The 24795-nt window shown below is 64.8% G+C and carries 16 protein-coding genes, 1 tRNA gene and 1 pseudogene; 13 read left to right on the top strand and 5 right to left on the bottom strand.

The genetic code is table 11. The annotated features are described in order from the left end of the window. Window positions 1–346: 346 nt before the first annotated feature. On the bottom strand, window positions 347–622 hold the full coding sequence (locus L5014_RS29215) for an oxidative damage protection protein (protein ID WP_028204208.1): 276 nt from the start codon (window positions 620–622) through the stop codon (window positions 347–349). Between the two features lie 63 nt (window positions 623–685). Then, on the bottom strand, window positions 686–2074 hold the full coding sequence (gene argA / locus L5014_RS29210; protein WP_238467282.1) for an amino-acid N-acetyltransferase: 1389 nt from the start codon (window positions 2072–2074) through the stop codon (window positions 686–688). Window positions 2075–2097: 23 nt separating this feature from the next. Between argA and hrpA the strand changes: the two genes are divergently transcribed. The 5 genes from hrpA to L5014_RS29185 all read left to right on the top strand — a co-directional run bounded on the left by hrpA (window position 2098) and on the right by L5014_RS29185 (window position 11123). Continuing rightward, on the top strand, window positions 2098–6819 hold the full coding sequence (gene hrpA / locus L5014_RS29205; RefSeq protein ID WP_238467281.1) for an ATP-dependent RNA helicase HrpA: 4722 nt from the start codon (window positions 2098–2100) through the stop codon (window positions 6817–6819). A gap of 233 nt (window positions 6820–7052) precedes the next feature. Continuing rightward, window positions 7053–8084 carry a YVTN family beta-propeller repeat protein gene (locus tag L5014_RS29200; RefSeq protein WP_238467280.1) on the top strand — a complete coding sequence of 344 codons (1032 nt, stop codon included), beginning with the start codon at window positions 7053–7055 and terminating at the stop codon, window positions 8082–8084. Between the two features lie 58 nt (window positions 8085–8142). After that, the gene (locus tag L5014_RS29195; RefSeq protein ID WP_238467279.1) at window positions 8143–9171 is read left to right on the top strand and encodes a sterol desaturase family protein; all 1029 of its coding nucleotides are present in this window, start codon (window positions 8143–8145) and stop codon (window positions 9169–9171) included. Between the two features lie 191 nt (window positions 9172–9362). Beyond that, entirely contained in the window at window positions 9363–10196 is an 834-nt protein-coding gene (locus L5014_RS29190) for an EI24 domain-containing protein (RefSeq protein WP_238467278.1), read from the top strand. Between the two features lie 90 nt (window positions 10197–10286). Next, window positions 10287–11123 (top strand): competence/damage-inducible protein A, encoded by an 837-nt coding sequence (locus L5014_RS29185; protein ID WP_238467277.1) that lies wholly within the window; start codon window positions 10287–10289, stop codon window positions 11121–11123. Window positions 11124–11360: 237 nt separating this feature from the next. On the opposite strand, the gene L5014_RS29180 is transcribed toward L5014_RS29185, so the two are convergent. Next, the gene (locus L5014_RS29180; protein WP_238467276.1) at window positions 11361–11825 is read right to left on the bottom strand and encodes a rhodanese-like domain-containing protein; all 465 of its coding nucleotides are present in this window, start codon (window positions 11823–11825) and stop codon (window positions 11361–11363) included. Window positions 11826–12322: 497 nt separating this feature from the next. Here L5014_RS29180 and glnA point away from each other — a divergent pair, with 497 nt between their 5' ends. From glnA to L5014_RS29160, 4 genes are all read left to right on the top strand, one after another. Continuing rightward, on the top strand, window positions 12323–13738 hold the full coding sequence (gene glnA / locus L5014_RS29175; protein WP_238467275.1) for a type I glutamate--ammonia ligase: 1416 nt from the start codon (window positions 12323–12325) through the stop codon (window positions 13736–13738). Between the two features lie 203 nt (window positions 13739–13941). Then, complete coding sequence (gene glnL / locus L5014_RS29170) at window positions 13942–15084, top strand: nitrogen regulation protein NR(II) (protein WP_238467321.1); 1143 nt, start codon at window positions 13942–13944, stop codon at window positions 15082–15084. A 49-nt stretch (window positions 15085–15133) separates the two neighbouring features. Further along, window positions 15134–16741, top strand: coding sequence for a nitrogen regulation protein NR(I) (gene ntrC, locus L5014_RS29165; protein ID WP_238467274.1), 1608 nt, complete (start codon window positions 15134–15136; stop codon window positions 16739–16741). Window positions 16742–16887: 146 nt separating this feature from the next. Beyond that, a complete protein-coding gene (locus tag L5014_RS29160; protein ID WP_238467273.1) occupies window positions 16888–18969 on the top strand; it encodes a prolyl oligopeptidase family serine peptidase in 2082 nt (693 codons plus the stop codon). 84 nt (window positions 18970–19053) lie between these two features. Here the strand turns inward: L5014_RS29160 and xth are convergent, their stop codons facing one another. Both xth and L5014_RS29150 read right to left on the bottom strand, forming a co-directional pair. Beyond that, a complete protein-coding gene (xth, locus tag L5014_RS29155) occupies window positions 19054–19839 on the bottom strand; it encodes an exodeoxyribonuclease III (protein WP_238467272.1) in 786 nt (261 codons plus the stop codon). Between the two features lie 103 nt (window positions 19840–19942). Next, a complete protein-coding gene (locus tag L5014_RS29150) occupies window positions 19943–20929 on the bottom strand; it encodes an NAD(P)H-dependent flavin oxidoreductase (RefSeq protein ID WP_238467271.1) in 987 nt (328 codons plus the stop codon). Between the two features lie 263 nt (window positions 20930–21192). Here L5014_RS29150 and L5014_RS29145 point away from each other — a divergent pair, with 263 nt between their 5' ends. From L5014_RS29145 to L5014_RS29130, 4 genes and pseudogenes are all read left to right on the top strand, one after another. Continuing rightward, entirely contained in the window at window positions 21193–21738 is a 546-nt protein-coding gene (locus L5014_RS29145; RefSeq protein WP_238467270.1) for a PadR family transcriptional regulator, read from the top strand. A gap of 197 nt (window positions 21739–21935) precedes the next feature. After that, window positions 21936–22012 (top strand) — tRNA-Met (locus L5014_RS29140). A gap of 368 nt (window positions 22013–22380) precedes the next feature. Continuing rightward, entirely contained in the window at window positions 22381–24522 is a 2142-nt protein-coding gene (locus L5014_RS29135) for a site-specific recombinase (RefSeq protein WP_238467269.1), read from the top strand. 146 nt (window positions 24523–24668) lie between these two features. After that, window positions 24669–24795 (top strand): annotated as a pseudogene (locus tag L5014_RS29130) (IS110 family transposase); the annotation flags it as partial.

The raw sequence follows: 24795 nt of genomic DNA, 5'->3' as shown, positions 1-24795 counted from the left end.
CAGCCCGATCGCAATTGATGCGAGGTTGATGACTAATGTGTGTCGAACAGAGCGTTATGGTAGCACGATAACGCAAGATCGCGCAAACGGCCCGTCCGGCGGGGCTCTGGGGGGCGCGCGCCAGCCCCCGTGTGGCGGGGGATTGCGCGATCTGCCGGCCATGATGACGCACCTCGCTGAAGCACCGGCTGGCGCACCCTGCGATGGACCCGGATAACGCATGAAGCGCATAAAAAAACCGCGCCCTCGGGCGCGGTTTTTGCGGTGGTTATGGCCGCCTTCGGGCCATCGTGGACAGGGCGTGGGCCTGACGCCGGAGATGGGCCCGGCATGCCTCGCCGAACCTTCAGCCTTCGGTCGGCGGCACGTAGCCCGACGCCTGATCGGCGCCTTCGCCAAAGAAGAACTTCTCAGTCTGCTTCATCAGATATTGACGCGCGCGCGGGTCGGCCATGTTCAGCCGGTTCTCGTTGATGAGCATGGTCTGCTGCTTGAGCCACTGCTGCCATGCTTCTTTCGAGACGTTTTCGTAGATGCGCTTGCCGAGTTCGCCCGGCAGCGGGGGAAAGTCGAGTCCCTCGGCTTCCTTGCCGAGCTTCGCGCATTGGATCATACGGGCCATGCTGTGCTTCTCCTGTAGTCGTATGTGTGGGCGGCGAGGCGCTTCATCCGTAGATGGGGGCGCTCAGAGCTGTTTCATCAGCACGAGCGACTTGCGCTGCCAGTTGTAGAGGCGGCGGCGGTCTTCGGGCAGGTCGTCGACCGTGGCCTTCACGAAGCCGCGCTTCAGGAACCAGTGCTCGGTGCGCGTGGTGAGCACGAAAATGCGTGTGAGGCCGCGTGCCCGCGCGCGCTGCTCGATGCGGCGCAGAAGCCGCTCGCCGTCGCCGGAGCCTTGCGCCTCGGGCGAGACCGTGAGGCACGCCATTTCCCCGATGCGCTCCTGCGAATACGCGTAGAGCGCGGCGCAGCCGAACAGCACGCCGTCGTGCTCGATCACCGAGAAGTGGTCGATGTCGCGCTCGATCTGGTGACGCCCGCGGCGCACCAGCGTGCCGTCGCTTTCGAGCGGCTCGATCAGCGTGAGAATGCCGCCGACGTCGTCCGGCGTGGCTTCGCGCAGGCTCTCCAGGTTCTCGTACGAGATCATGGTGCCCACGCCGTCGTGCAGGAACAGTTCGAGCAGCACGCTGCCGTCGAGCGCGTAGGGCAGGATGTGCGCGCGGCCCACGCCACCGCGGCAGGCGCGAATCGAGTGCTTCAGGTAGAAGCCCTCGTCGCCGAGCACGGTGCCGCTTTCCTGCAGCTTGTAGGCGTCGTCGAGCGACATTTCGCGGATCAGCTCGCCTTCCTCGCTGATGAGGCCTGGCGTTTCCGTGAGGAAAATGATCTTGTCGGCGCGCAGCGCGATAGCCGCTGCCGAGGCGACGTCTTCCATCGACAGATTGAACGCCTCGCCCGTGGGCGAGAAGCCGAGCGGCGAGAGCAGCACGAGCTTGCGGCTTGCGAGCGAATGGCGGATCGAGTCCGCGTCGATCTTGCGCACGACGCCCGTGTGCTGGAAGTCGACGCCGTCCAGGATGCCGACCGGGCGCGCCGTCACGAAATTGCCTGAGACGACGCTGATGTGCGCGTGCGCCATCGGCGTGTTCGGCAGACCCTGGCTGATCGCGGCTTCGATGTCGAGACGCACTTCGCCGGCGGCTTCTTTCGCCGATTCCAGCGCCCGGGCATTGGTGATGCGCATGCCGTGCGAGAACTCGGACTCGACGCCGTGCAGGCTCATCTGCTCTTCGACTTGCGGGCGCGAGCCGTGCACGAGCACGATCTGGATGCCCATGGCCTGCAACAGCGCGATGTCGGCGACGAGTGCATTGAGCAGATTCTGGTGCACGACTTCGCCGCCGAAACCGACGACGAAGGTCTTGCCCTGGAACATGTGGATGTAGGGCGCGACCGATCGCATCCAGTCGACGAACTGCGCGTGCTGCGCGACGAGCTGGGAAGCGGGATCCGCGGCGGCGGAGGCCGGCGCGCTCGCGGTGGCGGGGACGAGGTCGGTTTGGGAATTCATGCCCGGGATTATAATGCGCCCCCATGTCGAATGTACCCAAAAGACCTGCCTCGGCGCAGGGCAGCAACACCCCTGAAGGAAAAGACGCGGCGCACGGCGGCGCGCAGGAAAAGCGCGCGTCGCAGAAGTATGGCGAGGGGCCAAAGCTGGCGTCTGCCGAGCGGCTCGCCGCGCTCGTGGGCGGTGGGGCGCGGAATCAGCCGAATCAGCCTGATCAGCAGAAAGGCGCGCAGGCGGTCGAGCAGAAAAGTAGCCAGGCCGGCGAGCAGAAGAGCGTGCAGCCGGCGCGTCCGCAAGTGCGGGAACAAGCCTCGGCGAAGACGGCAGCGGTGCGCGAAGCGCGCGCTGGAACGCATCCGGCTGCGCAGACAGCACAGCAGCAAAGCGAGAACAAACCGGCAGCGCGGGTTGAGACTCAGCAGCGGGCCGGCGAGGCGCGTCGCGATCCGCGGCAACAGCAACGTAGGGGCGCGCAGCCGGGAGCAACGCACACCGATCAACGCGCGGCACAGCGCGGCGAACCGCGCGATGCGCAAGCGCAGACGCAGCGCCATCAACCGCCGCGCCCGGAACAGCCGAAGCAACCGAAGCCATCGCGTCAGCCGCGCGAGCCGAATTCACCGCGGCCGGCCAAGCCGAATCCGGCCGAGCCTAATCCGGCCGAGCCGAAATCCGAAAACGCATCGCGCCCCGCCAACGGAGGCGAGCGCGCGCCGCGCGCCGAACGCCAGCCGCGCACGCCACGTGAACCTCGTGAACCGCGCGCGCCAATCACGCCGAATCCCATTCCGCCCATCACGTTCCCCGAAGCGCTGCCCGTCTCGGGCCGCCGCGAGGAAATCGCGCGCGCCATCGCCGAAAACCAGGTCGTGATCGTGAGCGGCGAGACCGGCTCGGGCAAGACCACGCAGTTGCCGAAGATCGCGCTCTCGCTCGGGCGTGGGCGCGGCGCGGGCGGCACCGGCCTCATCGGCCATACGCAGCCGCGCCGGATCGCGGCGTCGGCCACGGGCAGGCGCATTGCCGAAGAGCTCGGCACGCCGTTCGGCGAAGTGGTCGGCTACAAGGTGCGCTTCACGGACAATCTCGCGCCGGGCGCGTCGGTCAAGCTCATGACCGACGGCATCCTGCTCGCCGAGACGCAAACCGATCCGCTGCTCAAGGCCTACGACACGATCATCATCGACGAGGCGCACGAGCGCAGTCTGAACATCGACTTCCTGCTCGGCTATCTGAAAGAGATCCTGCCGCGCCGGCCCGATCTGAAGCTGATCGTGACCTCGGCGACCATCGATGCCGATCGCTTCGCCCGCCATTTCGGCAGCGAGGAAAAGCCCGCGCCCGTGATCGAGGTGAGCGGGCGCTTGTATCCCGTCGAAGTGCGCTATCGGCCGGTGCAGGAGGACAGCCCGGCGGTGAAGGCCGCGCAGGGGACGACTGGACGAGAAAAAGGCAAGTCGCAAAGAGATACCGACCGCGATCTGATGGACGCGATTGTCGATGCAGTCAACGAGCTGTGCCGCGAGGGCTCCGGCGACGTGCTCGTGTTCCTGCCCGGCGAGCGCGAGATTCGCGACGCAGCCGAAGCGCTGCGCAAGCACCACCCGCCGCACACCGAAATCCTGCCGCTATTCGCGCGGCTTTCCGCGCAGGAGCAGGAGCGCGTGTTCAAGCCGTCGAACGCGCGCCGCATTGTGCTGGCCACCAACGTCGCGGAAACCTCGCTCACGGTGCCGGGCATCCGCTATGTGGTCGACACGGGTCTTGCGCGCGTGAAGCGCTACTCGTACCGCAACAAGGTCGAGCAGTTGCAGATCGAGTCGATTTCGCAGGCCGCCGCGAACCAGCGTGCGGGCCGCTGCGGTCGTGTGGCCGACGGCATCTGCATCCGCCTCTACGAGGAACAGGATTTCCTTTCGCGGCCAAAATTTTCCGATCCGGAAATTTTGCGTTCGTCGCTCGCGGCGGTGATTCTGCGCATGAAATCGCTGCATCTCACGGCGATCGAGACGTTCCCGTTCATCGAGCCGCCGCCGGGCCGCGCGATCGCGGACGGCTATCAGTTGCTCAACGAACTGGGCGCAGTCGACGACGACAACGCGCTCACGCCATTGGGCCGCGAGCTTGCGCGCCTGCCGCTCGATCCGCGTGTGGGCCGCATGATTCTCGCCGCGCGCGACGAGCAGGCCATGCGCGAAGTGCTGATCATCGCGAGCGCGCTTTCGGTGCAGGACCCGCGTGACCGGCCCATCGAGGCGCAGGAGCAGGCCGACCAGGCGCATCGCCGCTTTGTAGACGAGCGCTCTGAATTCCTCCAGTGGCTCAAGATCTGGGCCTGGTTCGAGGAGGCGGTCGCGCACAAGAAGTCGAACAAGCAGCTCGTGGATTCGTGCCGTGCGAACTTCCTCTCGCACCTGCGCTTGCGCGAATGGCGCGACGTCCACTCGCAACTGCTTACGGTGGTGCGCGAGCACGGCTGGCGCATCAACGAAGCGGACGCGACCTACGAGCAGATCCATCACGCACTGCTCACGGGCCTGCTCGGCAATATCGGCCTGAAAGCCGACGACGAGCCGCACTACCTCGGCGCGCGCGGCATCAAGTTCCATCTGTGGCCGGGCTCGGCGCTCGTGAAGAAGGCGGGGCGCTGGGTCGTGGCCGCCGAGCTGATCGAAACGAGCCGGCTCTACGCGCGCTGCATCGCGAAGATCGAACCTGAGTGGCTCGAGAGAGTGGGCGCGCATCTGTTGCGCAAGTCGCTTTCCGAGCCGCACTGGGAAAAGCGTGCGGCGCAGGTGAGCGCGTTCGAGCGCGGCGTGCTGTATGGCTTGCCGGTGTATCAGCGCCGGCGGGTGGCGTTCGGCAAGCAGGACCCGGCGCGTGCGCGCGAACTCTTCATTCGCGGTGCGCTGGTGGAGGGCGAGTTCGATACGAAGCTCGCGTTCTTCGCGCACAACCGCAAGCTGCTCGCCGATATCGAGCAGCTCGAGCACAAGTCGCGCCGCCAGGACGTGCTGGTCGACGATGAACTGATCTTCGGCTTCTACGATCAGGCGCTTCCCGAGGGCCTCTATTCGGGCGCGTCGTTCGAGCGCTGGTATCGCGACGAGGTGAAAAAGAGCGGACAGCCCGAAGACAAGTTGCGCCTGCTCTATCTCTCTCGCGACGACCTGATGCGCCATGAGGCGGCCGGCGTGACGACCGAGCTGTTCCCGAAGCGCATGACGATGTCGGGCGTGGCGATGGCGCTCACCTATCACTTCGAGCCGGGCTCGCCGCGCGATGGCGTGACGCTCGCGGTGCCGCTCTACGCGCTCAACCAGGTGGACGCGCGCCGCTGTGAATGGCTCGTGCCGGGCATGCTCAAGGAAAAGGCTCATCTGTTGCTGAAGTCGCTGCCGCAGAAGCTACGCCGCCATTGCGTGCCGCTGCCCGAGTACGCGGCGGGCTTTGCCGAGCGCGTGGGCGGCGAGCGCTTCGGCGCGGGCGGCCTCGTGGAGGCGCTCATCGCCGATGTGCGCGAGCAAAAGCAAGTCGCCTTGAAGTCGGCCGACTTCAAACTCGAATTGCTGCCGGCGCACCTGTTCATGAACTTCAAGGTGATCGACGAGCACGGTCGCCAGCTTGCGATGGGCCGCAATCTCGCGCAACTGCGCAGCGAGCTTGGCGCGCAGGCGCAGCAGCAGTTCCAGAAGCTCGCGAGCGCGACCGCGCTGGCGGCACTGGAGGCGCGCGGGACCGGTGAGCCGCGCACCGCTGCGCAAGACGCGTCGCAGCCGGGCGCCGACGCGTCGACGAGCGCGCCGAAAGGCGGCGCCGAGAGTGGCTCCAGGCAGGGCAACGCGCCGCACACGCCCGCGGCCGCCGCCGCCGCGCAGCCGACCCCGACCGCGCTGTACGAGAACCTTACGACATGGAACTTCGGCAAGCTGCCAGAGCTGCTGGAGATCCGGCGGGGCGGCCAGACGCTGTTCGGCTATCCGGCGCTGGTCGATCGCGGCAGTCATTGCGATGTCGAAGTGTTCGATTCGCCCGAAGAGGCCGCGCGCGTCCATCGCGCGGGCTTGCGGCGCCTGTTCGCGCTGCAGCTGCGCGAGCCGATCCGTTATATGGAGAAGAATCTGCCGGGCCTGCGCGAGATGGCGATGCAGTTCATGGCGCGGGCCACGCAGGAGGAATTGCGTGACCAGTTGATCGAGCTCGCACTTGACCGCGCTTGCCTGCAAGACCCGCTGCCCGACGACGATGCGAGCTTCCACGCGCGCAAGGACGAAGGCCGCGGACGTCTCTCGCTGCTCGCGCAGGAGATCGCGCGGCTCGTGGGCCAGATCCTCGCCGAATACGCCGCGTTGGCGAAGAAGCTCGTGCAGGCGAAGGCCTTCGGTGCGCCGGCGGCGGATATGCAGGCGCAGGTCGATGCGCTCATCGGCAAGCGCTTTATTCTGGAGACGCCCTATGCGCAGCTCGTGCATTTCCCGCGCTACCTCAAGGGCGTGGCGCTGCGCATCGACAAGCTGCGCGCCGATCCGGCCCGCGATGCGCGCCAGGCGGCCGAATTCCTGCCGCTTGCGCAGCAGTATCAGCGCGCGCTTTCGCAGCGCGGCGGCGTGTTCGATCCGCGCCTGGCCGAGTTCCGCTGGCTGCTCGAGGAACTGCGTATTTCGCTCTTCGCGCAGGAACTGCGCACGCCGATGCCGGTGTCGGTCAAGCGGCTGCACAAGGTCTGGGAATCGATGCTGCGCTGACGCCATGCGACGGCTCGCGGCACTGCGCGGGCCATCCGGCATGAACAGGCACTGGACGATCGCAAAAATTCGAAAACGGCGAGGGGAGAGAGGGCAAAGCGGACAAAGCGGACAACGCAGGCAGGGCAAAACGGGACGAGGTGTCGCACCCCGCCATATTTCATCGGCACTACGTCAACCTTGCGGAAAGGTAGGCGTTCTACAATGACGAACCTGTCCGGAAACGACTCTCCATGCGTAATCAATCATTTCGCCGCGCCGCCGGCCGCCTCGTTGCGAAGGCCGCTTGCGCGGCGCTGGCCTGTGCCGCGTTCGCGGGCATTACCGCGAGCGCCGCGCGCGCGAACAATATCATCGTGCTGAATTCGGGCGAAGCTACGCTGAGCCTCATCGACGACAAGACCCACGACGTGGTTGGCACCGTGCCCACGGGCAAGGAGCCGCACCATCTGTTCCCCACGCCCGACAACAGCTCGCTCATCGTCGCGAATTCGGTGTCGAACAACCTGCTGTTCGTCGACCCGAAGACGGGCAAGCCGCAGCGCTGGATCGAGAATATCGAAGACCCATATCAGCTTGGCTTTTCGCCCGACAACAAGTGGTTCGTGACCACGGGCCTGCGTCTCGATCGCCTCGATATCTACCATTATGGGGGCGCTGGCAATTTCACCGTTGCAAAGCGCCTGCCGCTCTCGGCCATGCCGAGCCACCTGGCGTTCACGAAGGACAGCAATACGGTGTTCGTCTCGCTGCAGGTGTCGGGCGAGATCGCTGCGGTCGACCTGCCCACCCAGCGCGTGCTCTGGAAGATGAAAGTGGGCGCGGCGCCCGCGGGCCTCTGGCTCACGCCCGGCGACAAGTACCTGCTCGTGGGCATGACGGGCGCCGACTACGTCGCGGTGGTGGACTGGCGCAACCAGAAGGTCATCAAGACGATCCAGGTGGGCAAGGCGGCGCACAACTTCCGCTCGCTGGTTGATGGCCGCCACGTGCTGGTGTCGAGCCGCCTGTCCAACGTCATCAGCATCCTCGACGAAGAGTCGCTCGAGAAAGTGGGCGAGATCAACGGCCTGCTGCCCGGACCCGACGACATGGAACTTACCGCCGACAAGCGCTATCTGTGGGTTACGTTCCGCTTTGCCAGGCGCATCGGCGTGATCGACATGCAGACGAAGAAGCTCATCAAGACGATCGCCGTGGGCCGCTCGCCGCATGGCATCTACTTCTACGACCGCGCGCCGGTCATGTCGCCTAATGGTGCCTGAATTTAGCGCCTGAGTTGCGAGCTTCTGCAAGCGCTCCGTCGATGGATTGCTTCCGTACATGCCAGCTTTTCTGAGTTCCTGGGCACATTGGGCCGCGTCCGGCGCCAACGACCTCGTGTCGTGGCTCCAGACGCTCATCTATGTGAACGTCCTGCAGCCGCTGCTCTTTTACGCCGGCTTCATGGACGTGGATGAGGACACGTTCGACGCGCTGTACTGGGTGATCGTCGGGGTGCTGGCAATCGCCGCGATGTACGCGATCCTGCGTCCGCTCGAAGCATGCATGCCGGCGGAAAAATGGCGCGACCGCAAGGGCGTGGGCGTGGACGCCCTCTATACCTGGATCACGCGGCTCGGCATCTTCAACCTGCTGTTCTTTTTCGCGCTGCAGCCGGTTTTTGACCGGACGCAGGGCTGGCTGAGGTTGCACGGCGTGATGAGCGTCGACATCGACAATCTCTGGCCGGGTGTGACGACCGTGCCGCTCGTCACATTCGTGATCTATCTGGTGGCGCTCGACTTCTTCGGCTACTGGTATCACCGGCTTTCGCACCGCTTCGGCCTCTGGTGGGAGCTGCACGCGGTCCATCATAGCCAGCGCAAGATGTCGTTCTGGTGCGATAACCGCAATCACCTGCTGGACGTGCTGGGGCAGTCCTGCATGTTCGCCGGCATCGCGCTCGTGGTGGGTGTGCCGCCCGCACAGTTCGTCGGGCTCGTCGCGCTCACGAACTTCGTGCAGAACGTGCAGCACGCCAATATCCGCCTGCACTTCGGCTGGCTCGGCGAGCGGCTCCTCGTGAGCCCGCGCTTTCACCGTCGCCATCACGCCATCGGCTATGGCCATGAAGGCACGACCTATGGCTGCAACTTCGGCGTGCTGTTTCCGTGGTGGGACATGATGTTCGGCAGCGCCTCGTTCAATCGCGAAATCGAGCCTACCGGCATTCGCGATCAGCTCGAAGGCGAGCGCTATGGCGAAGGGTTCTGGGCGCAGCAAGGGTTCGCGTTCCGACGCATCGCGCGGCGGCTCTCGGCGCCGCGGCGCGCCAAAGGCGGAGCCCGCGACGACGCCAGCGCCGCCTGATCCGCTGATCTGAAGCCTTAGCCGTTCTTCCGCTTTCCCGCCGACGCACGATCGGTTCTCGCGCTTTGTGAGTATCGTGACTCTCGTGTCTTTGGCAGGCCCACCGCGCCGTGGTTTATGCTGTCGATTTGACGCACCGAACCCGTGGGCCTCACGATGCTTGCTCGTCTGACCGTTGCTTTCTCCCTCGCATGAACGATCTGTTGCGCTCGCTCGGACGCGCACTTGCCGGCGCGTTCCACCCCTCCATGCTGTTCCTTACCTTCGTGCCATTTCTCGTGGCGGCGGGGCTGTGGGGCAGCTTGCTCTATGCCTTCTGGCAACCGCTTGTCGATGCGCTGCGTCCCGCGCTCGAACATTGGTGGGCCACCGCATACCTCTACCATCTGTTCGACTTGCTCGGCTATGGCGCGCTGCGCAACATGATCGGGCCGTTCGTGGTGATCGTCCTGTCGGTTCCGCTCATCGTCATTACCGTGCTGCTGCTGATCGTCGGAATCTCGATGCCGCGCGTGATCCGCCATCTCACGGCCCGGCAGTACGCCATGCTGGAAGAGCGGCACGGCGGCAGCTGGTACGGCAGCCTGTTGCATTCGCTCTGGACCACGGTGGTTTGCATCGTGTTGCTGTGCGTCTCGCTGCCGTTCTGGTTCTTTCCGCCGTTCTTCGCGGTCGTGCCGCCGCTGCTATGGGGCTGGCTGACCTATCGCGTGATGACCTACGACGCGCTCGCGTTGCACGCCAGCGCAGAGGAGCGGCGCGAACTCGTGCGCCGGCACCGGTTGCCGCTGCTCGCGATCGGCGTGGCGAGCGGTCTGCTCGGCTCGCTGCCCACGGCGATCTGGATCGCCTCCGCGTGGCTACTGCTGTTTTTCCCGTTCGTTGCCGTGGCGACCGTCTGGATCTATGCGTTCATTCTGGTGTTCACGGCGCTCTGGTTCGGCCACTACTGCCTGCGCGCGCTCCAGCGCCTGCGCGCGGAGGAGGTGCGCCAGGCGGGGCATGATGTGACCATCACGCGCTGAAGTTCGCTGCATCCATTCCTGCGATTCCTGCGATTACCACGAATTGCGACGAATCACGACGAATTAAAACGAATCACGACGAGGTTATTCATGGCATTTGGCGTCATCATCATCGGCGACGAGATTCTCTCGGGCCGTCGCACCGACAAGCATCTGCCGAAGGTCATCGAACTGCTTGGCGCGCGCGGCCTCGCGCTCGACTGGGCCGAATACGTCGGCGACGACCCGGCGCGCATCGTCGCGACGCTCAAGCGCTCGTTTGAATCGGGCGATATCGTGTTCTCCACGGGCGGCATTGGCGCGACGCCGGACGACCACACACGTCAGTGCGCCGCGGCCGCGCTCGGCGTGCCGCTCGCGCTGCATCCTGACGCCGAGACGGCGATTCGCGAGCGCATCCGCGAGATGCATACGGGCGCCGACCCGGTCGACTTCAATTCGCACGAGAACCAGCATCGCTTCCAGATGGGGACGTTTCCGCTGGGCTGCGAAATCATTCCGAACGGCTATAACAAGATCCCGGGCTTTTCGATTCGCGAGCACTATTTCGTACCGGGCTTTCCGGTGATGGCCTGGCCGATGATCGAATGGGTGCTGGATACGAAGTACGCCCATCTACATCATCAGATGCCGCACGCGGAGAAGTCGCTGCTGGTGTTCGAGCTGCCGGAGTCGACGCTCACGCCGCTCATGGAGCGCATCGAGCGCGACTTCCCGGGCGTGCGCGTGTTCAGCCTGCCGAGCGTGGGCGACGCGGAGCGCGGCGGCGTTTATGCGCGCCGGCATATCGATCTGGGCGTGAAGGGGGAGCCGGAGGCCGTGGCGGCAGCGTTCGTGAAGTTGCGCGAAGGGGTGCATCTGCTGGGCGGCGACATTGTGGAGTCGCCCGAGCCGGCCGCCATCCAGAGCGCTGCGCCGCGCCGGTAACGCTGCCTGTGGGTGGCGGCGGGTTCTTGCGGGGATTGGCACGAGATTGGCGCGAGATTGGTCCCGGACCCGGTCGCCCCGAGGCGCCATCATCGCCGTGTTATATGTGGCGCTCAAAGTGGCCCGCCGGGCTAGCGCCGGCGGACCACAATTGTTGCCGATTCAGCCGATGGAGCCAAACCCGGCCGACCCAGGTCAATCAGGCTGCCTGGGTGTCAGGCGCGTGTCAGACGCGTGTCAGGCACCCAGCCAGGGCAAACCGCGGAAGCACCAGCCCGTAACCGTCTTGCGATGTCCTTCGCTGTTTTTGTCGCCTTCGAAGCCTTCCAGCAGATCGTACGCCTGCGTGAAGCCGGCCTTGGCGGCTTCGATGGCCGCGAGCTTCGAGCGCGCGGCGCTGCGGCAGAGGAACAGCACCGGCGTTTCGGGTTCGGCGACGCTCTTGAGCTGGGCGATAAATTCGGCGTTGGGCACGCCGCCGGGGTAGCGCGTCCACTCGACATGGGCATACTGACCGTCGCCGACCACGGGGCGTCCGACCCAGTCGAGCTCGGCGCGCGTGCGCACATCGACGAGCTTCACGCGCGGATCGAGTTGCAGAAGCTCGAACGCCTCGGCGGGCGAGACCGCGCCCGTGTAGGGCAACTGGTTCTCGGCGCGGCGCTTTTCGGCTTGGGCGTACAACTGTTCGAGCGTACTCATGACAGCAGATCTCCTTGTGTCTCGTGTTGAATCAAAGGATCATTCTAGCGCGCTGCATGGGTGCGGGAAGTGGGCTCACTGGCGCACGAATCGGCGCGGGCTGGGTGGAGGTGCATTGGTATAGCCGGTCCGCACATGCGTGCCCGGTGCGGGTGCTTTGCCACACCGGTGAAGTTGCATCGAATTGGTGCATATGGATTTTTATGCACCATAATGGAGCTGGTCTTGCGCACCAATTCCGGGGGCGCACGGAATTGGTGCGAGCGGAAGGGCGGTTTGTGGAACCGGCACGGTTGTGGCGCGCGCCGTTTCAGTCCAAGTGCTCGCCCATATTGGGTTTGCGCCGGTTTCACGCCAACTTGGCACGGAAGCTGCTTTATATGTCGCGATCGATTCGCAGCCGGCTTGTTCGAGGCGTGTCATAGCGGCCAGTGTGGATCAACAGAATGGGTACGGCGGCAACGTTCGCCGAAAATCGTTAATCAGGAGAATAGGTTATGAGCAAATCCGTGGCTGACGTCATGCAACTCGTCAAGGACGAAGACGTCAAGTTTGTCGACTTCCGCTTCACGGACACGCGCGGCAAGGAGCAGCACGTCTCGGTTCCGCTGTCGCATTTCGACGAAGACAAGTTCGAGTCGGGCCATGCGTTTGACGGTTCGTCGATCGCCGGCTGGAAGGGCATCGAAGCCTCGGACATGTTGCTCGTTCCGGACGCAAACACCGCGTTCATCGACCCGTTCTACGAAGAGTCGACGCTGGTGCTGACCTGCGACGTGGTCGAGCCGGCAGACGGCAAGGGCTACGAGCGCGACCCGCGCTCGCTCGCGAAGCGCGCCGAAGCGTACCTGAAGAGCACGGGCCTCGGCGACACGGCCTTCTTCGGTCCGGAACCCGAATTCTTCATTTTCGACTCGGTCCAGTGGAACACGGACATGTCGGGCACGTTCGTCAAGATCGGCTCGGATGAAGCACCGTGGTCGTCGGGGCGCGAAATCGAAGGCGGCAATCCGGGTCACCGTCCGGGCGTGAAGGGCGGCTACTTCCCGGTCGCGCCGGTCGACACGTTCCAGGACATCCGCTCGGAAATGTGTCTGCTGCTCGAACAGATCGGCATTCCGGTCGAAGTGCACCACCACGAAGTGGCGGGCCAGGGCCAGAACGAAATCGGCACCAAGTTCTCGACGCTGGTTGAGCGCGCGGACTGGACGCAGCAGATGAAGTACATCATCCACAACGTCGCGCACACGTACGGCAAGACGGCCACGTTCATGCCGAAGCCGATCGTTGGCGACAACGGTTCGGGCATGCACGTTCACCAGTCGATCTGGAAGGACGGCCAGAACCTGTTCGCGGGTAACGGCTACGCAGGCCTCTCGGAATTCGCGCTGTTCTACATCGGCGGCATCATCAAGCACGCTCGCGCGCTGAACGCCATCACGAACCCGGGCACGAACTCGTACAAGCGCCTGGTTCCGCACTTCGAAGCACCGGTCAAGCTCGCTTACTCGGCACGCAACCGCTCGGCATCGATCCGTATTCCGCACGTGTCGAATCCGAAGGGCCGCCGTATCGAAACGCGCTTCCCGGATCCGCTGGCCAACCCGTACCTGTGCTTCTCGGCACTGATGATGGCGGGTCTGGACGGCGTGCAGAACAAGATTCACCCGGGCGAAGCTGCCGACAAGAACCTGTACGACCTGCCGCCGGAAGAGGATGCAAAGATCCCGACCGTCTGCGCGGGCCTCGACCAGGCACTGGAAGCGCTCGACAAGGATCGCGAGTTCCTGACGCGCGGTGGCGTGTTCACGGATTCGATGCTCGACGCCTACCTCGAACTGAAGGAAGGCGAGCTCCAGCGCGTGCGCATGACCACGCACCCGATCGAGTTCGAACTGTACTACTCGCTGTAATCGACGATGGTGCTTCGCTGGCGGGTACGCGGCGAAGCACCTGTCCGACGTCGGCAATCGTATCAACTGCGGTGCCCACTTCGGTCTCAAAGGGACGGCGCTGCCGTCCCTTTTTCGTTGGGCCGAATCGTTGCTCCGAAGCCGGCGTGATTGCCGCGTCGCTGTCTTTTTACCGACATGGATTGAACCAGCCCACCCGCAACATGGCGCTAAAGAATCTGATCAAGGCAAGGAAGGGCCACGCGGAGCCGCTCTCGGACGAGGTGTCGCTCGTGGAGTCGGGTCTGTTGCCCGGCTTCGAAGCGCTGCCCACCGTCGTGCTCGTGCTCGACAAGCGCACCTTGCGCGTGGCGTTCGCGAACCCCACGGCCGAGGCGATGCTCGATCTCTCGCGGCGTCAGCTCGCGCAGATGGCGTGGTCCGATCTTTTTTCCAATGCGGACGAGCTGCTCGAAACGATCGCGTCGATCGCGGCGCACCGCTTTCATGCGACGCGCCTCGACGCCACGCTCGAGCGCCCGGGCCGCGAGGCGTTGCACGTGCACGCGATCGTCGGCTTCCTCGAGAGCGCGCCCGATTACGTGCTGCTCGAACTGTTCGAGAACGAGCGGCATCTCAAGAGCGATCGCGAGGAGCGCATTCACGACCTCGCGACCGTCAACAAGCATCTGATACGCAATCTCGCGCACGAGATCAAGAATCCGCTCGGCGGCATTCGCGGCGCGGCACAGTTGCTCGAATTCGAGCTCGGCACGCTCGGGCGCGATGAGCTGCGCGAGTACACGCAGGTCGTCATCAAAGAGTCGGACCGGCTGCAGACGCTCGTCGACCGGCTGCTCGAGCCGCACCGGCATCCGCATATTGTCGGCGACGTGAATATTCACGAAGTGTGCGAGCGCGTGCGCGCCGTGATCCTCGCCGAGTTTCCGCGCGGACTCACGATCGAGCGCGACTACGACGTGAGCGTGCCCGACCTGCGCGGCGACAAGGAGCAGCTCATTCAGGCGCTGCTGAACATCGTGCGCAACGCGGCGCAGGCGCTGCGCGAACGGATCGCGCAAGGCGACGCGCGCATCGAGTTGCGCACGCGCATCGCGCGCAAGGTCACGATATCCAAGCGCCTGTGCAAGCTGGCACTGGACTTGCATGTCATCGATAACGGACCCGGCATTCCCGAGGAGATCCGCGACCGCATCTTCTACCCGCTCGTCTCCGGGCGCGAGGATGGCAGCGGTCTCGGGCTCACGCTCGCGCAGACATTCGTTCAGCAGCACGACGGGCTGATCGAAGTGGAAAGCCGGCCGGGCCACACGGAGTTTCAGATCCTGCTGCCGCTCGACTACTGATCTACCGACCTTACCCCTGGCGCAAGCCCTCAGGACTTCTGACCGACCTATGAAGCCGATCTGGATAGTAGACGACGACCAATCGATACGCTGGGTGCTCGAAAAGGCCCTTGCGCGCGAGAATTTCGCGACCCGCAGCTTCTCGAACGTGCGCGACGCCGCAAGCGCACTCGATCACGACAGCCCGCAGGTGCTCGTCTCGGACATTCGCATGCCGGGCGGCTCGGGTCTCGAATTGCTGCAGACGGTGCGCGAGCGCTTGCCGGGGCTGCCCGTCATCATCATGACCGCGTTCTCCGATCTCGACAGCGCAGTGGCCGCGTTTCAGGGCGGCGCGTTCGAATATCTCGCCAAGCCTTTCGACGTGGCCAAGGCCGTCGAGCTGATCCGCCGCGCCGTGGATGAGAGCATGCGCGGCGAGCATCATTGGGACGAGCGGCCCGCCGAGGCGCCCGAGATGCTCGGCCAGGCGCCGGCGATGCAGGACATGTTTCGCGCCATCGGCCGCCTTTCGCATTCGGCGGCCACCGTGCTCATCACCGGCGAATCGGGCACCGGAAAGGAGCTTGTCGCGCGCGCCTTGCACCGTCATAGCCCACGCGCGAACGGTCCGTTCATCGCCCTGAACACTGCGGCCATTCCCAAGGATCTTCTGGAATCCGAATTGTTTGGTCACGAGCGCGGCGCGTTCACGGGCGCGCAGGCGATGCGCCAGGGCCGCTTCGAGCAGGCCGAGAACGGTACGCTATTCCTCGACGAAATCGGCGATATGCCGTTCGATCTGCAGACGCGGCTGTTGCGCGTGCTCTCCGATGGGCAGTTCTATCGCGTGGGCGGGCATAACCCGTTGCGCGCGAATGTGCGCGTGATCGCCGCCACGCACCAGAACCTCGAAACGCGGGTGCGCCAGGGGTTGTTCCGCGAGGACTTGTATCACCGTCTCAATGTGATCCGCCTGCGCTTGCCGGCGCTGCGCGAGCGCAGCGAGGACATTCCGCTGCTCACGCGCCATTTTCTGCAGAAGAGCGCACGCGAGCTGGGCGTCGAGCCCAAGCGCGTGTCCGACGAGGCGCTTGCGTATATGTCGTCGCTGGCGTTCCCCGGCAATGTGCGCCAGCTCGAAAACCTCGCGAACTGGCTCACGGTGATGGCGCCTGCGCAGACCATCGAGATCAAGGATTTGCCGCCCGATCTGCTGCCTGCGCATGCCGGGGCAGCCGGGGGCGCCCAGGCGGGCCCGTTGAGCGAAGCCGTGCCGGCCGCAGCGGTTCCAATGGGCGCGCCCCTGGCAGGCGGTGTGAGCGCACTGGACGTGGCGGGCGGGGGCGTGCCGGGTGTAGCGGGGGGCGCAAGTGTGCCAGGCGCGAGCAGTACGACCGGCGGCGCGCCTGATGCGCTGGCGGGCGCGCTTCCCGCAGGCAACGGCGCTGCGGTGCTGCCCGTGAGCGTGTGGGAGAGCGGTCTGCGCACCGAAGTCGCGCGCCTTCTGCGCGAGAACAGTGCTGGCGTCATGGACGAGCTTTCGCGCCGCTTCGAGGCTGCGGTGATTCGCGAGGCGCTCGACTATACGCGCGGGCGTAAAGTCGAAGCCGCCGAGCGCCTTGGTATCGGCCGCAACACCATCACGCGCAAGATCCAGGAGCTCGACCTCGAGTGAGCGCCTGGTGAGCTTGTAATGAGCGCGGCATGAATCGTGCGCGGCGGCCGGCTTGCGCCGCCCGCGCACGGACGGTGTTCAGGCGCAAGGCGCGCCGCGCGCTCGGTGGGGCATAATCGACGCTGTTTTCCCGTCGATGATCGAACATGCCCGTGACTTCCCCGTGGCCCGCCGAGGCCGATCCGTTCCTCTCCCTCGAATCGCTCGATGACCCCGCCGCCATGGCTTGGGTCGAAGCGCAGAACACGCGCACGCGAAGCGCATGGCAAGGCGGCGCGCGATTCGAGGCGTTGGAGAAACGTCTCGCGCAGGCCTATCTGCCACGCGAGCGCCCCGTGATTCCGAGCCGCTGGCAAGAGTGGGCCTACGATCTCTGGGAGGACGAGGACAATCCGAAGGGCCTGTGGCGCCGCGCGAAGTGGGCCGACTGGCGCGCGCGCAAGCCGCAGTGGCAGACGCTCATCGACTTCGATGCGCTCGGCGCGGCTGAACGCATGCCTTGGGTTTGCGCGGGAATCGACATTCTCTATCCCGATGGCGATCGGGCACTGATCCAGCTTTCGGACGGCGGCGCCGATGCGATCATCGTGCGCGAATTCGATCTCGCACGGCGCGTGTTCGTCGACGGCGGGTTTGCCATCGAGAAGGAAGGCAAGCACATCGTTTCCTGGATCGACCGCGATACCGTCTATGTGGGCTGGGATCATGGCAAGAAGACGCTCACGCGCTCGGGCTACCCGCGCGAAGTGCGTCGCTGGACGCGCGGCACGCGGCTTGCCGATGCGCCCGTGGTGTTTCGCGGCGAGTTCGACGACATCAGCGTGGAGGGCGATTACGACCCCGTCGAGAAGCGTCATGACGTGGTGCGCAGCGTCGACTTCTTCGACTCGTTGACTTACCGTCTCGACGAGCGCAACCAGTGGCAGCTCTACGACGTGCCCTCGCACGTGGCAGTGGGCGCATGGCACGGCTGGCTGCTGCTGGAGCCGAGGCTCGACTGGACGTTCGGCGAGCAAACCTGGGCAGGCGGTTCGCTGCTCGCGATTCGCGAGGATGCATTTCTCGCCGGCGAGCGTAACGTCACGCCGCTCTTCACGCCCACGCCGGTAACGTCCGCGTGCGACTGGAGCAATACGAAAAATGTCTTGATCGTCTCGTGGCTCGACGACGTGCAAAGCCGCACGATGATGTGGCAGCCGCAGCGCAAGGACGGTGCGTGGACATGGCAATCGCGCCTTTTCCCGGCGCGCGCGAGTTCGCAGGTGGACGTCTCGCCCGTCGAAGACACGCTCAACGACGAAGTCTTCGTCGACGTGGACGATTATTTGCTGCCGCCCGAATACTGGCTCGCCGATCTTGCGCAGCAGGACTTGCAGAGCTGGGAATTGCTCGACCGCTGGCCCACGCAGTTCGACGCCGCACCGCTTGCCGTGATCCGCTCGCATGCACGTTCCGCGGACGGCACGATGGTGCCGTTCACCGTGGTCGGCCCGCGCGCCGCGCTCGAGGGCGATGCGCGCAAGCCGCTGCCGTGCCTGTTGACGGGCTATGGCGGCTTTGCGATCGCACTCACGCCGCAGTATCTCGTCGGCTCCGGCATCGGCTGGCTGGAGCAGGGCGGGATCGTCGCCATCGCTCATATTCGCGGCGGCGGCGAGTACGGCACCACCTGGCACGTGGATGCGCAGCGCGAGCATCGGCAGCGCTCGTTCGACGACTTCATCGCGGTGTCGCAGCAACTGGTGGCCGAGGGCTACACGAGCGCGGCGCAACTGGGCATCAAGGGCGGCAGCAACGGCGGTCTGCTGGTTGGCGCGTGCATGGTGCAGCGGCCCGAGCTGTTCGGCGCGGTGGTGTGCGAAGTGCCGCTGCTCGACATGCAGCGCTATCCGCTGCTGCACGCGGGGGCGTCATGGATGGATGAATACGGCGATCCTGAGGATTCCGAAGAAGGACGCGCGCTCGCCGAATACTCGCCGTATCAGCGCGTGAAGGCTGGCGTTGCGTATCCACCCGTGCTCTTCACGACCTCGACCAGCGACGACCGCGTGCATCCGGCGCATGCGCGCAAGATGGTCGCGCGCATGGAGGAGCAGGGGCACGCGAACGTCTGGTACCTGGAAAACACCGAAGGCGGACATGGTCCGGGCAGCGATTCGCTCGAGCGCGCACAGTACGATGCGCTCGTGTACCGTTTCTTGTGGACCACGCTCGCCGGAACGTGGTGAGCGGCGCGGGCTGCATGCGCCCGCGCGCAGTGCGTACGATGGGTACGGCGGGCACCACGGGCGTGATTAGCGTGATGAGAGCGCTCAGCCCGCCACCTTGAGATCGGCCACGACGGGCGTGTGGTCCGACGGCTGCTCCCACTTGCGCGGCACCTTGTCGATCTCGCACGACACGAGCGAGGGCGCGAGCGTGGGCGAGAGCAGGATGTGGTCGATGCGCAGTCCCGCGTTGCGGCGGAACGCGAACATCCGGTAGTCCCACCACGTGAACATCTTTTCGGGCTGCTCGAACTGGCGGTACGCGTCGACGAAGCCGAGCGCGATGAGGCGCTGGAACTGCGTGCGCTCTTCGGGCGAGACGAGATTCTGGCCTTCCCAGGCCTTCGGGTCGTGCACGTCGCGGTCTTCCGGAGCGATGTTGTAATCGCCGAGCAGTGCGAGCCGCGGATGCTGCTGCGTCTCCTGGATGAGCCAGTCGTGCAGCGCATCCAGCCAGTTCAGCTTGTAGGTGAACTTTTCGGTGCCCGGCGCCTGGCCGTTCGGGAAATACGCGCTGACGATGCGCATGCCTTCCACCGTGACGGCAATCACGCGCTGCTGCGGGTCCTCGAAGCTGGGGAGGTTACGCACGACCGTGGCTTCCTCGACGGCCAGGCCCTCGCGCACGAGAATGGCCACGCCGTTATAGGTCTTCTGGCCCGCGAACCAGCTGCGATAGCCTTGTGCTTCGAGTTCGGCGCGCGGGAATTTGTCGTCGGTGAGCTTCAGTTCCTGGAGGCAGAGCACGTCGACCTTGCTCTCGGCGAGCCAGTCGATGACGTGCTGCAGACGGACCTTCAGGGAATTGACGTTCCAGGTGGCGATTTTCATGGATGGATGAGCGGTGGATCGGCGAAATACCGAATCATAGCGCCCGATCAAGCAGGGCGGGCCACGGCCGCGCCACAAGACCTGGCCGCTCACCCTTCCTCTATCAAGCTACCGCCGTTGCCTCGGCACTTGCGCTCGCCACGCCCAGGCGTTCGCGCGCCGCTTCGTACTCGCGCTTCAGCCGCGCGATCAGTTCGGCCGCGGGCAGGACGTCCTTGACCGCACCGATGCCTTGGCCCGCGCCCCAGATGTCCTTCCATGGCTTCACGCGGGTCGAGCCGAAGTTCATGGCCGACGGATCGGATTGCGGTAGCGCATCGGGATCCAGGCCGCTCGCCACGATGCTAGAGCGCAGGTAGTTGCCGTGCACGCCGGTGAAGAGATTCGAATAGACGATATCGCTCGCGCCGCTTTCGACGATCATCTGCTTGTAGGCGTCGACCGCATTCGCTTCATGCGTGGCGATGAAAGCCGAGCCGACATACGCGAGGTCCGCGCCGGCGGCCTGCGCTGCGAGAATCGCGTTGCCGTTGCCGATCGCGCCCGAGAGCAGCAGTGGGCCGTCGAACCATTCGCGAATTTCGTGGATGAGCGCGAACGGCGAGAGCGTGCCTGCATGGCCGCCTGCACCGGCCGCGACGGCGATCAGGCCGTCCGCGCCTTTCTCGATGGCTTTCCTGGCGAACGTGTTGTTGATCACGTCGTGCAGGACGATGCCGCCCCAACCGTGAATGGCCTGGTTCACGTCCTCGCGCGCGCCCAGCGACGTGATGACGATGGGCACCTTGTACTCGGCGCACACCCCCAGGTCGTGCTGCAGGCGGTCGTTCGACTTATGGACGATCTGGTTCACCGCGAACGGCGCGGCGGGCTTCTCGGGGTGCTTCGCGTTGTACTCCGCGAGTTCGGTCGTGATGCGGTCGAGCCACTCGCCCAGCACGTGCTCGGGACGCGCGTTCAGCGCGGGGAAGGAGCCGACCACGCCGGCCTTGCACTGCGCAATCACGAGATTGGGGTTCGAAATGATGAAAAGCGGCGAGCCGACGACCGGAATCGAGAGGCCGCGTCGCAGGACGGCGGGCAGGGCCATGCGTATCTCCTTGTCGATGAGACCCGAGGCTTTGGTGCCGAGTCTCATCTCATGCAAAGCTGAATGAGGGCGGCGGCCCGGCTCGGGCGCCGTCGTGTTGTTCGCGTTGTGCGCCCGTACTTCCGGGCCGACAGGGCTAAACATAGCAAACCCAATGACACTATGCAACTGGTTGCATAGTGTCCGCATTCGGGATCGCCCCCGGGATGAGGGAGGGGGTTAACCGGGGCGGCATCGCAGGGGACCTGGTTTAGAATCGCCCCATGTCGACTCCGCACGCCATCCTGATAGCCCTGCTTGAAAAGCCGTCCTCCGGCTACGACCTCGCCCGGCGCTTCGACCGGGCGATTGGCTATTTCTGGCAGGCCACGCACCAGCAGATCTACCGCGAGCTTGGCCGCATGGTGGCGGCCGGCTGGGTGGCGGTCGTCGAGGAAGGGGCCACCCAACCGGCTGCCACGCGCAAGAAGGTGTACCGCGTGCTGCCGGTGGGGCGTGAGGAGGTCGCGCGCTGGGTGCGCGAAACGCGTCTGAGCGCGGACGACCGCAACGTCCTTTTGCTGAAACTGCGCGCCGATGCCGTAATCGGTCCGCTTGGACTGGATAAGGAACTGCCACGGCTCATCGATGAAGCGCGTGCGCGCCTGAAGACCTATCGCGAGATCGAGCAGCGCGATTTCAGCGCGCCGACGCTCACGCGCGGCCAGCAATTGCAGTATGCGATTCTCAAGGCCGGGATACGCACGCAGGAATCGTGGCTCGAATGGGCCGACGAAACCCGGCAGCTTTTGGACAATGGCGATGCGTAGAGCGGCAAGATGCATGCCGCTGCGAATATATTCGGATTCCGAATCGATTGAGGTTGGCGCACGGCACTCGTGCAGCGCGCGCGTTTGAACAGCGTCGAGACGCGTAGCGCTGCATCCAGCAAGGCGAGTGATAAGAATGATTGGAAAAACAGTTGACGTAGCCAGGGCGCATCCCTATAATAGCTTTCTCTGACGGACGCGGGGTGGAGCAGTCTGGCAGCTCGTCGGGCTCATAACCCGAAGGTCGTAGGTTCAAATCCTACCCCCGCAACCAACATCGCAAGATGTCTGTAGAAACGTCAAAACATTGAACCCGCCGCGTGCGGGTTTTTTGTTGTCCGCTGCTCGCAGCAGTCCTTGCTGCCGGGCGATCTGCTTGCCTCCCGCACTTCCTCTCACATCGGCTTGTCCAATTGGGCGCTGCGCCGCTGCCTGCATGTGAGCCACGTCTGCATCGAGTTGACTGCCGACAATTCACGGCGACTTCCGGCTTTCTCTGCCGCCGTGATGCCCTTAACCTTCTGCGCTTACCGGCACACGCCAGATGCTACCCCTGTAGCTGGCTTCGTCCTTTGCCGCCGATGCCACGCCTCTCTGGTGACGTCCTCAGCTGTTTCACTGCTCTGCGTCGCCCAGCAGCCCATGAAGAAAGCCATCGATCCGCAAAACCATCAGTCCGCACTCGAATGCGTCCTCGACAGCTTCGTCGAAGCCGCTGAGCCCGATATCGCGTTGTTCAACGATCTGGTCAGTTGCATGCGTCCGCGGCGTGCGCGCGACTGCGATGCAGCCCGTCACGCAATCTACACGCTGTGCTTTGTGCTCGAGCACCGTGAGGATTACCGGGTTGCGCTGCGCGGCGCATTGTGGCGACTGCTGTCGGAACGCAGGCAGCAGTCGCTCTATACGGATGTCGGCATCTTTCCGAACAATGGCTTTTTCACTGAGGTCACACATCGATTCGTTCGCAGCACGCTGCTGCCCGATCTATTCGACCTGTGCCAGTTGCGCGATGTGATCGCCAAGGTCTTCAAGCGGGCAAGCGATCATGTGTGGGTGCGCGACGTCGGTGTCGGGACATGGACCGATCTGCTGCGTGCGCTGCGTTTTGACGAGGCTCCCGGTGAGGAGGGTGCCCGCGAAGCGCCAGACGCTATGCCGCCGCTGCGCCAGTTGCTCGAAGCGCTGCGCGTGCTCTCCTACCGGATTGCGGCGATCGGCCTCGAACCCGAAGTGTGTCGGCACGATCCGACGCTCGACTCGGAGCATTCGCCGTTCATTGCGCAAAACCAGGAAATGCTCGCGTATCTCGCGCGCTTCGAGACGTCATGCGGTGCGGCGCCTGCCTCGATCATCGCGCACTGCGCCGATGCCGACACCGACACCGACACGAGCGATCTTCGCGCGAGCGGCACCGACAAAGCGCATCTCGTGGTGCTGCTCGACCAGTGCCGCGAAGTCGGCGACCGGATTCGCAGGCGCGCCGCGCATACGGGCACGAGCGTTTCGTTGACGCTGCATCTGTTGCGCCTGAAGCAGCATCTCGCACGCGCGGAGTTGCTGATCGACGTGGCGGACGCCCTGCGCCAGAAGCATGGCGCGGCTAATGTGCTGCCCATGATCGCCGAGCTGGCCTCCGAATTGATCCAGGCGGAATGCTGCCGCAACAATCTGCGCGATTACTTCCGCCAGAATGTCGAACTGATCGCCCTGCGCGTCACGGAGAATGCCGGTCATGCTGGCGAGCACTATATCGCATCAAGTCGTAAGGACTACTTTGCGCTGCTGCGATCCGCGCTGCTCGGCGGCATCATCATCGCCTGCATGTCGGCGCTCAAGTTCGTGATCGCGGGATGTGGCTGGACGCCGCTCAACGAATCGATCGGCTTCGGCCTGAATTACGGTCTCGGCTTCGTGCTGATCCATATCCTGCGCGGTACCGTGGCGACCAAGCAGCCGGCGATGACCGCGCACGCGCTCGCCGCCGCGATCAAGGACAGTAGCCGCAAAGGCGGGCGCGACCTCGACCATCTCGTCACGCTGATCGTGCGCACCATGCGCAGTCAGACCGCAGCCATCTTCGGCAACGTCGCGCTTGCCGTGCCCGTGGCGATGTTGATTGGATTCGCTTACCGGCAGGTGATCGGACATTCGTTTCTCAGCCCGGAGCGGGCCACTCACTTGCTCGGCGAGGTGGCATTCAAGCCGTCCACGCTCATCTATGCCGCGATCGCGGGCATTTGCCTTTTCCTGGCTGGGCAGATCAACGGCTATTGCGACAACGTATGCGCCTACGAGCGCATTCCCGAGCGCATCATGCATATCCGCTGGGCGCGGCGCCTGTTCGGCGAGCGTCACCTGTGGCGCATCGCGAACTACGTGGGAGGCAATCTCGGCGCGCTGATCGGCAACTTCGTGTTCGGCTTCATGCTGAGCAGCGTATGGGGGCTCGGTATGCTGTTCGGGCTGCCGCTCGACATCAGGCATGTTGCGTTCGCATCGACCTACTCGGGCTTCGCGAGCGTCTCGCTCGACTTCGCGGTGCCGCATACGTTGCTGCTGGCGGCAATGGCGGGCACGTGGGCGATAGGTGCGATCAACCTGCTCGTGAGCTTCAGCCTTGCGATGTGGGTCGCGCTGCGTGCGCGTAACGTCAGCTTTGCGGAAACACGGCGGCTGTTCGGTGACGTGCTGCGGCACTTGCGCAACCACCCGAGAGAATTCGTTTTTCCGCCTCGCTCCCCGCTCGTCGCACGTTCCGACGCGTCCGGCGGCCCGGGCTGAAGCGGTACTCGCGTCCGCTAGACACTATGACTCCCGTGAGGCAAAGGCTGGCCTGCCGTGAGGAATCAGACGCGGGTTAGCATTGCTGCCAGAGCCGCACGGTGCGGACAGGGCCGCACCCGGCGATTTCCGGCACGGAGGCCAGCATGGAACACGATAGCACTACGCTGTACGTCGGTCTCGATGTACACAAGGAATCGATCACGGTCGCGTATGCGCGCGGTTCGGGTGAAGTCGAGCTGCTGGGCAAGGCTGGCACGACGCAGGCGGATG

Source organism: Paraburkholderia tagetis (assembly GCF_022213065.1).
GTDB classification, from domain to species: Bacteria; Pseudomonadota; Gammaproteobacteria; order Burkholderiales; family Burkholderiaceae; genus Paraburkholderia; species Paraburkholderia tagetis.
The sequence above is the reverse complement of the archived record's forward strand: the minus strand, read 5'-3'. Positions and strand labels throughout refer to the sequence as shown.

Excerpts from the sequence above, each read along its gene's own strand:
- L5014_RS29135 (WP_238467269.1), top strand. The coding sequence starts at position 22,381 with ATGAAGAAAGCCATCGATCCGCAAAACCATCAGTCCGCACTCGAATGC.
- L5014_RS29145 (WP_238467270.1), top strand. The coding sequence starts at position 21,193 with ATGTCGACTCCGCACGCCATCCTGATAGCCCTGCTTGAAAAGCCGTCC.
- xth (WP_238467272.1), bottom strand. The coding sequence starts at position 19,839 with ATGAAAATCGCCACCTGGAACGTCAATTCCCTGAAGGTCCGTCTGCAG.
- glnA (WP_238467275.1), top strand. The coding sequence starts at position 12,323 with ATGAGCAAATCCGTGGCTGACGTCATGCAACTCGTCAAGGACGAAGAC.
- L5014_RS29215 (WP_028204208.1), bottom strand. The coding sequence starts at position 622 with ATGGCCCGTATGATCCAATGCGCGAAGCTCGGCAAGGAAGCCGAGGGA.
- L5014_RS29185 (WP_238467277.1), top strand. The coding sequence starts at position 10,287 with ATGGCATTTGGCGTCATCATCATCGGCGACGAGATTCTCTCGGGCCGT.
- L5014_RS29180 (WP_238467276.1), bottom strand. The coding sequence starts at position 11,825 with ATGAGTACGCTCGAACAGTTGTACGCCCAAGCCGAAAAGCGCCGCGCC.
- argA (WP_238467282.1), bottom strand. The coding sequence starts at position 2,074 with ATGAATTCCCAAACCGACCTCGTCCCCGCCACCGCGAGCGCGCCGGCC.
- ntrC (WP_238467274.1), top strand. The coding sequence starts at position 15,134 with ATGAAGCCGATCTGGATAGTAGACGACGACCAATCGATACGCTGGGTG.
- L5014_RS29190 (WP_238467278.1), top strand. The coding sequence starts at position 9,363 with ATGAACGATCTGTTGCGCTCGCTCGGACGCGCACTTGCCGGCGCGTTC.
- hrpA (WP_238467281.1), top strand. The coding sequence starts at position 2,098 with ATGTCGAATGTACCCAAAAGACCTGCCTCGGCGCAGGGCAGCAACACC.
- L5014_RS29150 (WP_238467271.1), bottom strand. The coding sequence starts at position 20,929 with ATGGCCCTGCCCGCCGTCCTGCGACGCGGCCTCTCGATTCCGGTCGTC.
- L5014_RS29160 (WP_238467273.1), top strand. The coding sequence starts at position 16,888 with ATGCCCGTGACTTCCCCGTGGCCCGCCGAGGCCGATCCGTTCCTCTCC.
- L5014_RS29195 (WP_238467279.1), top strand. The coding sequence starts at position 8,143 with ATGCCAGCTTTTCTGAGTTCCTGGGCACATTGGGCCGCGTCCGGCGCC.
- L5014_RS29200 (WP_238467280.1), top strand. The coding sequence starts at position 7,053 with ATGCGTAATCAATCATTTCGCCGCGCCGCCGGCCGCCTCGTTGCGAAG.
- glnL (WP_238467321.1), top strand. The coding sequence starts at position 13,942 with ATGGCGCTAAAGAATCTGATCAAGGCAAGGAAGGGCCACGCGGAGCCG.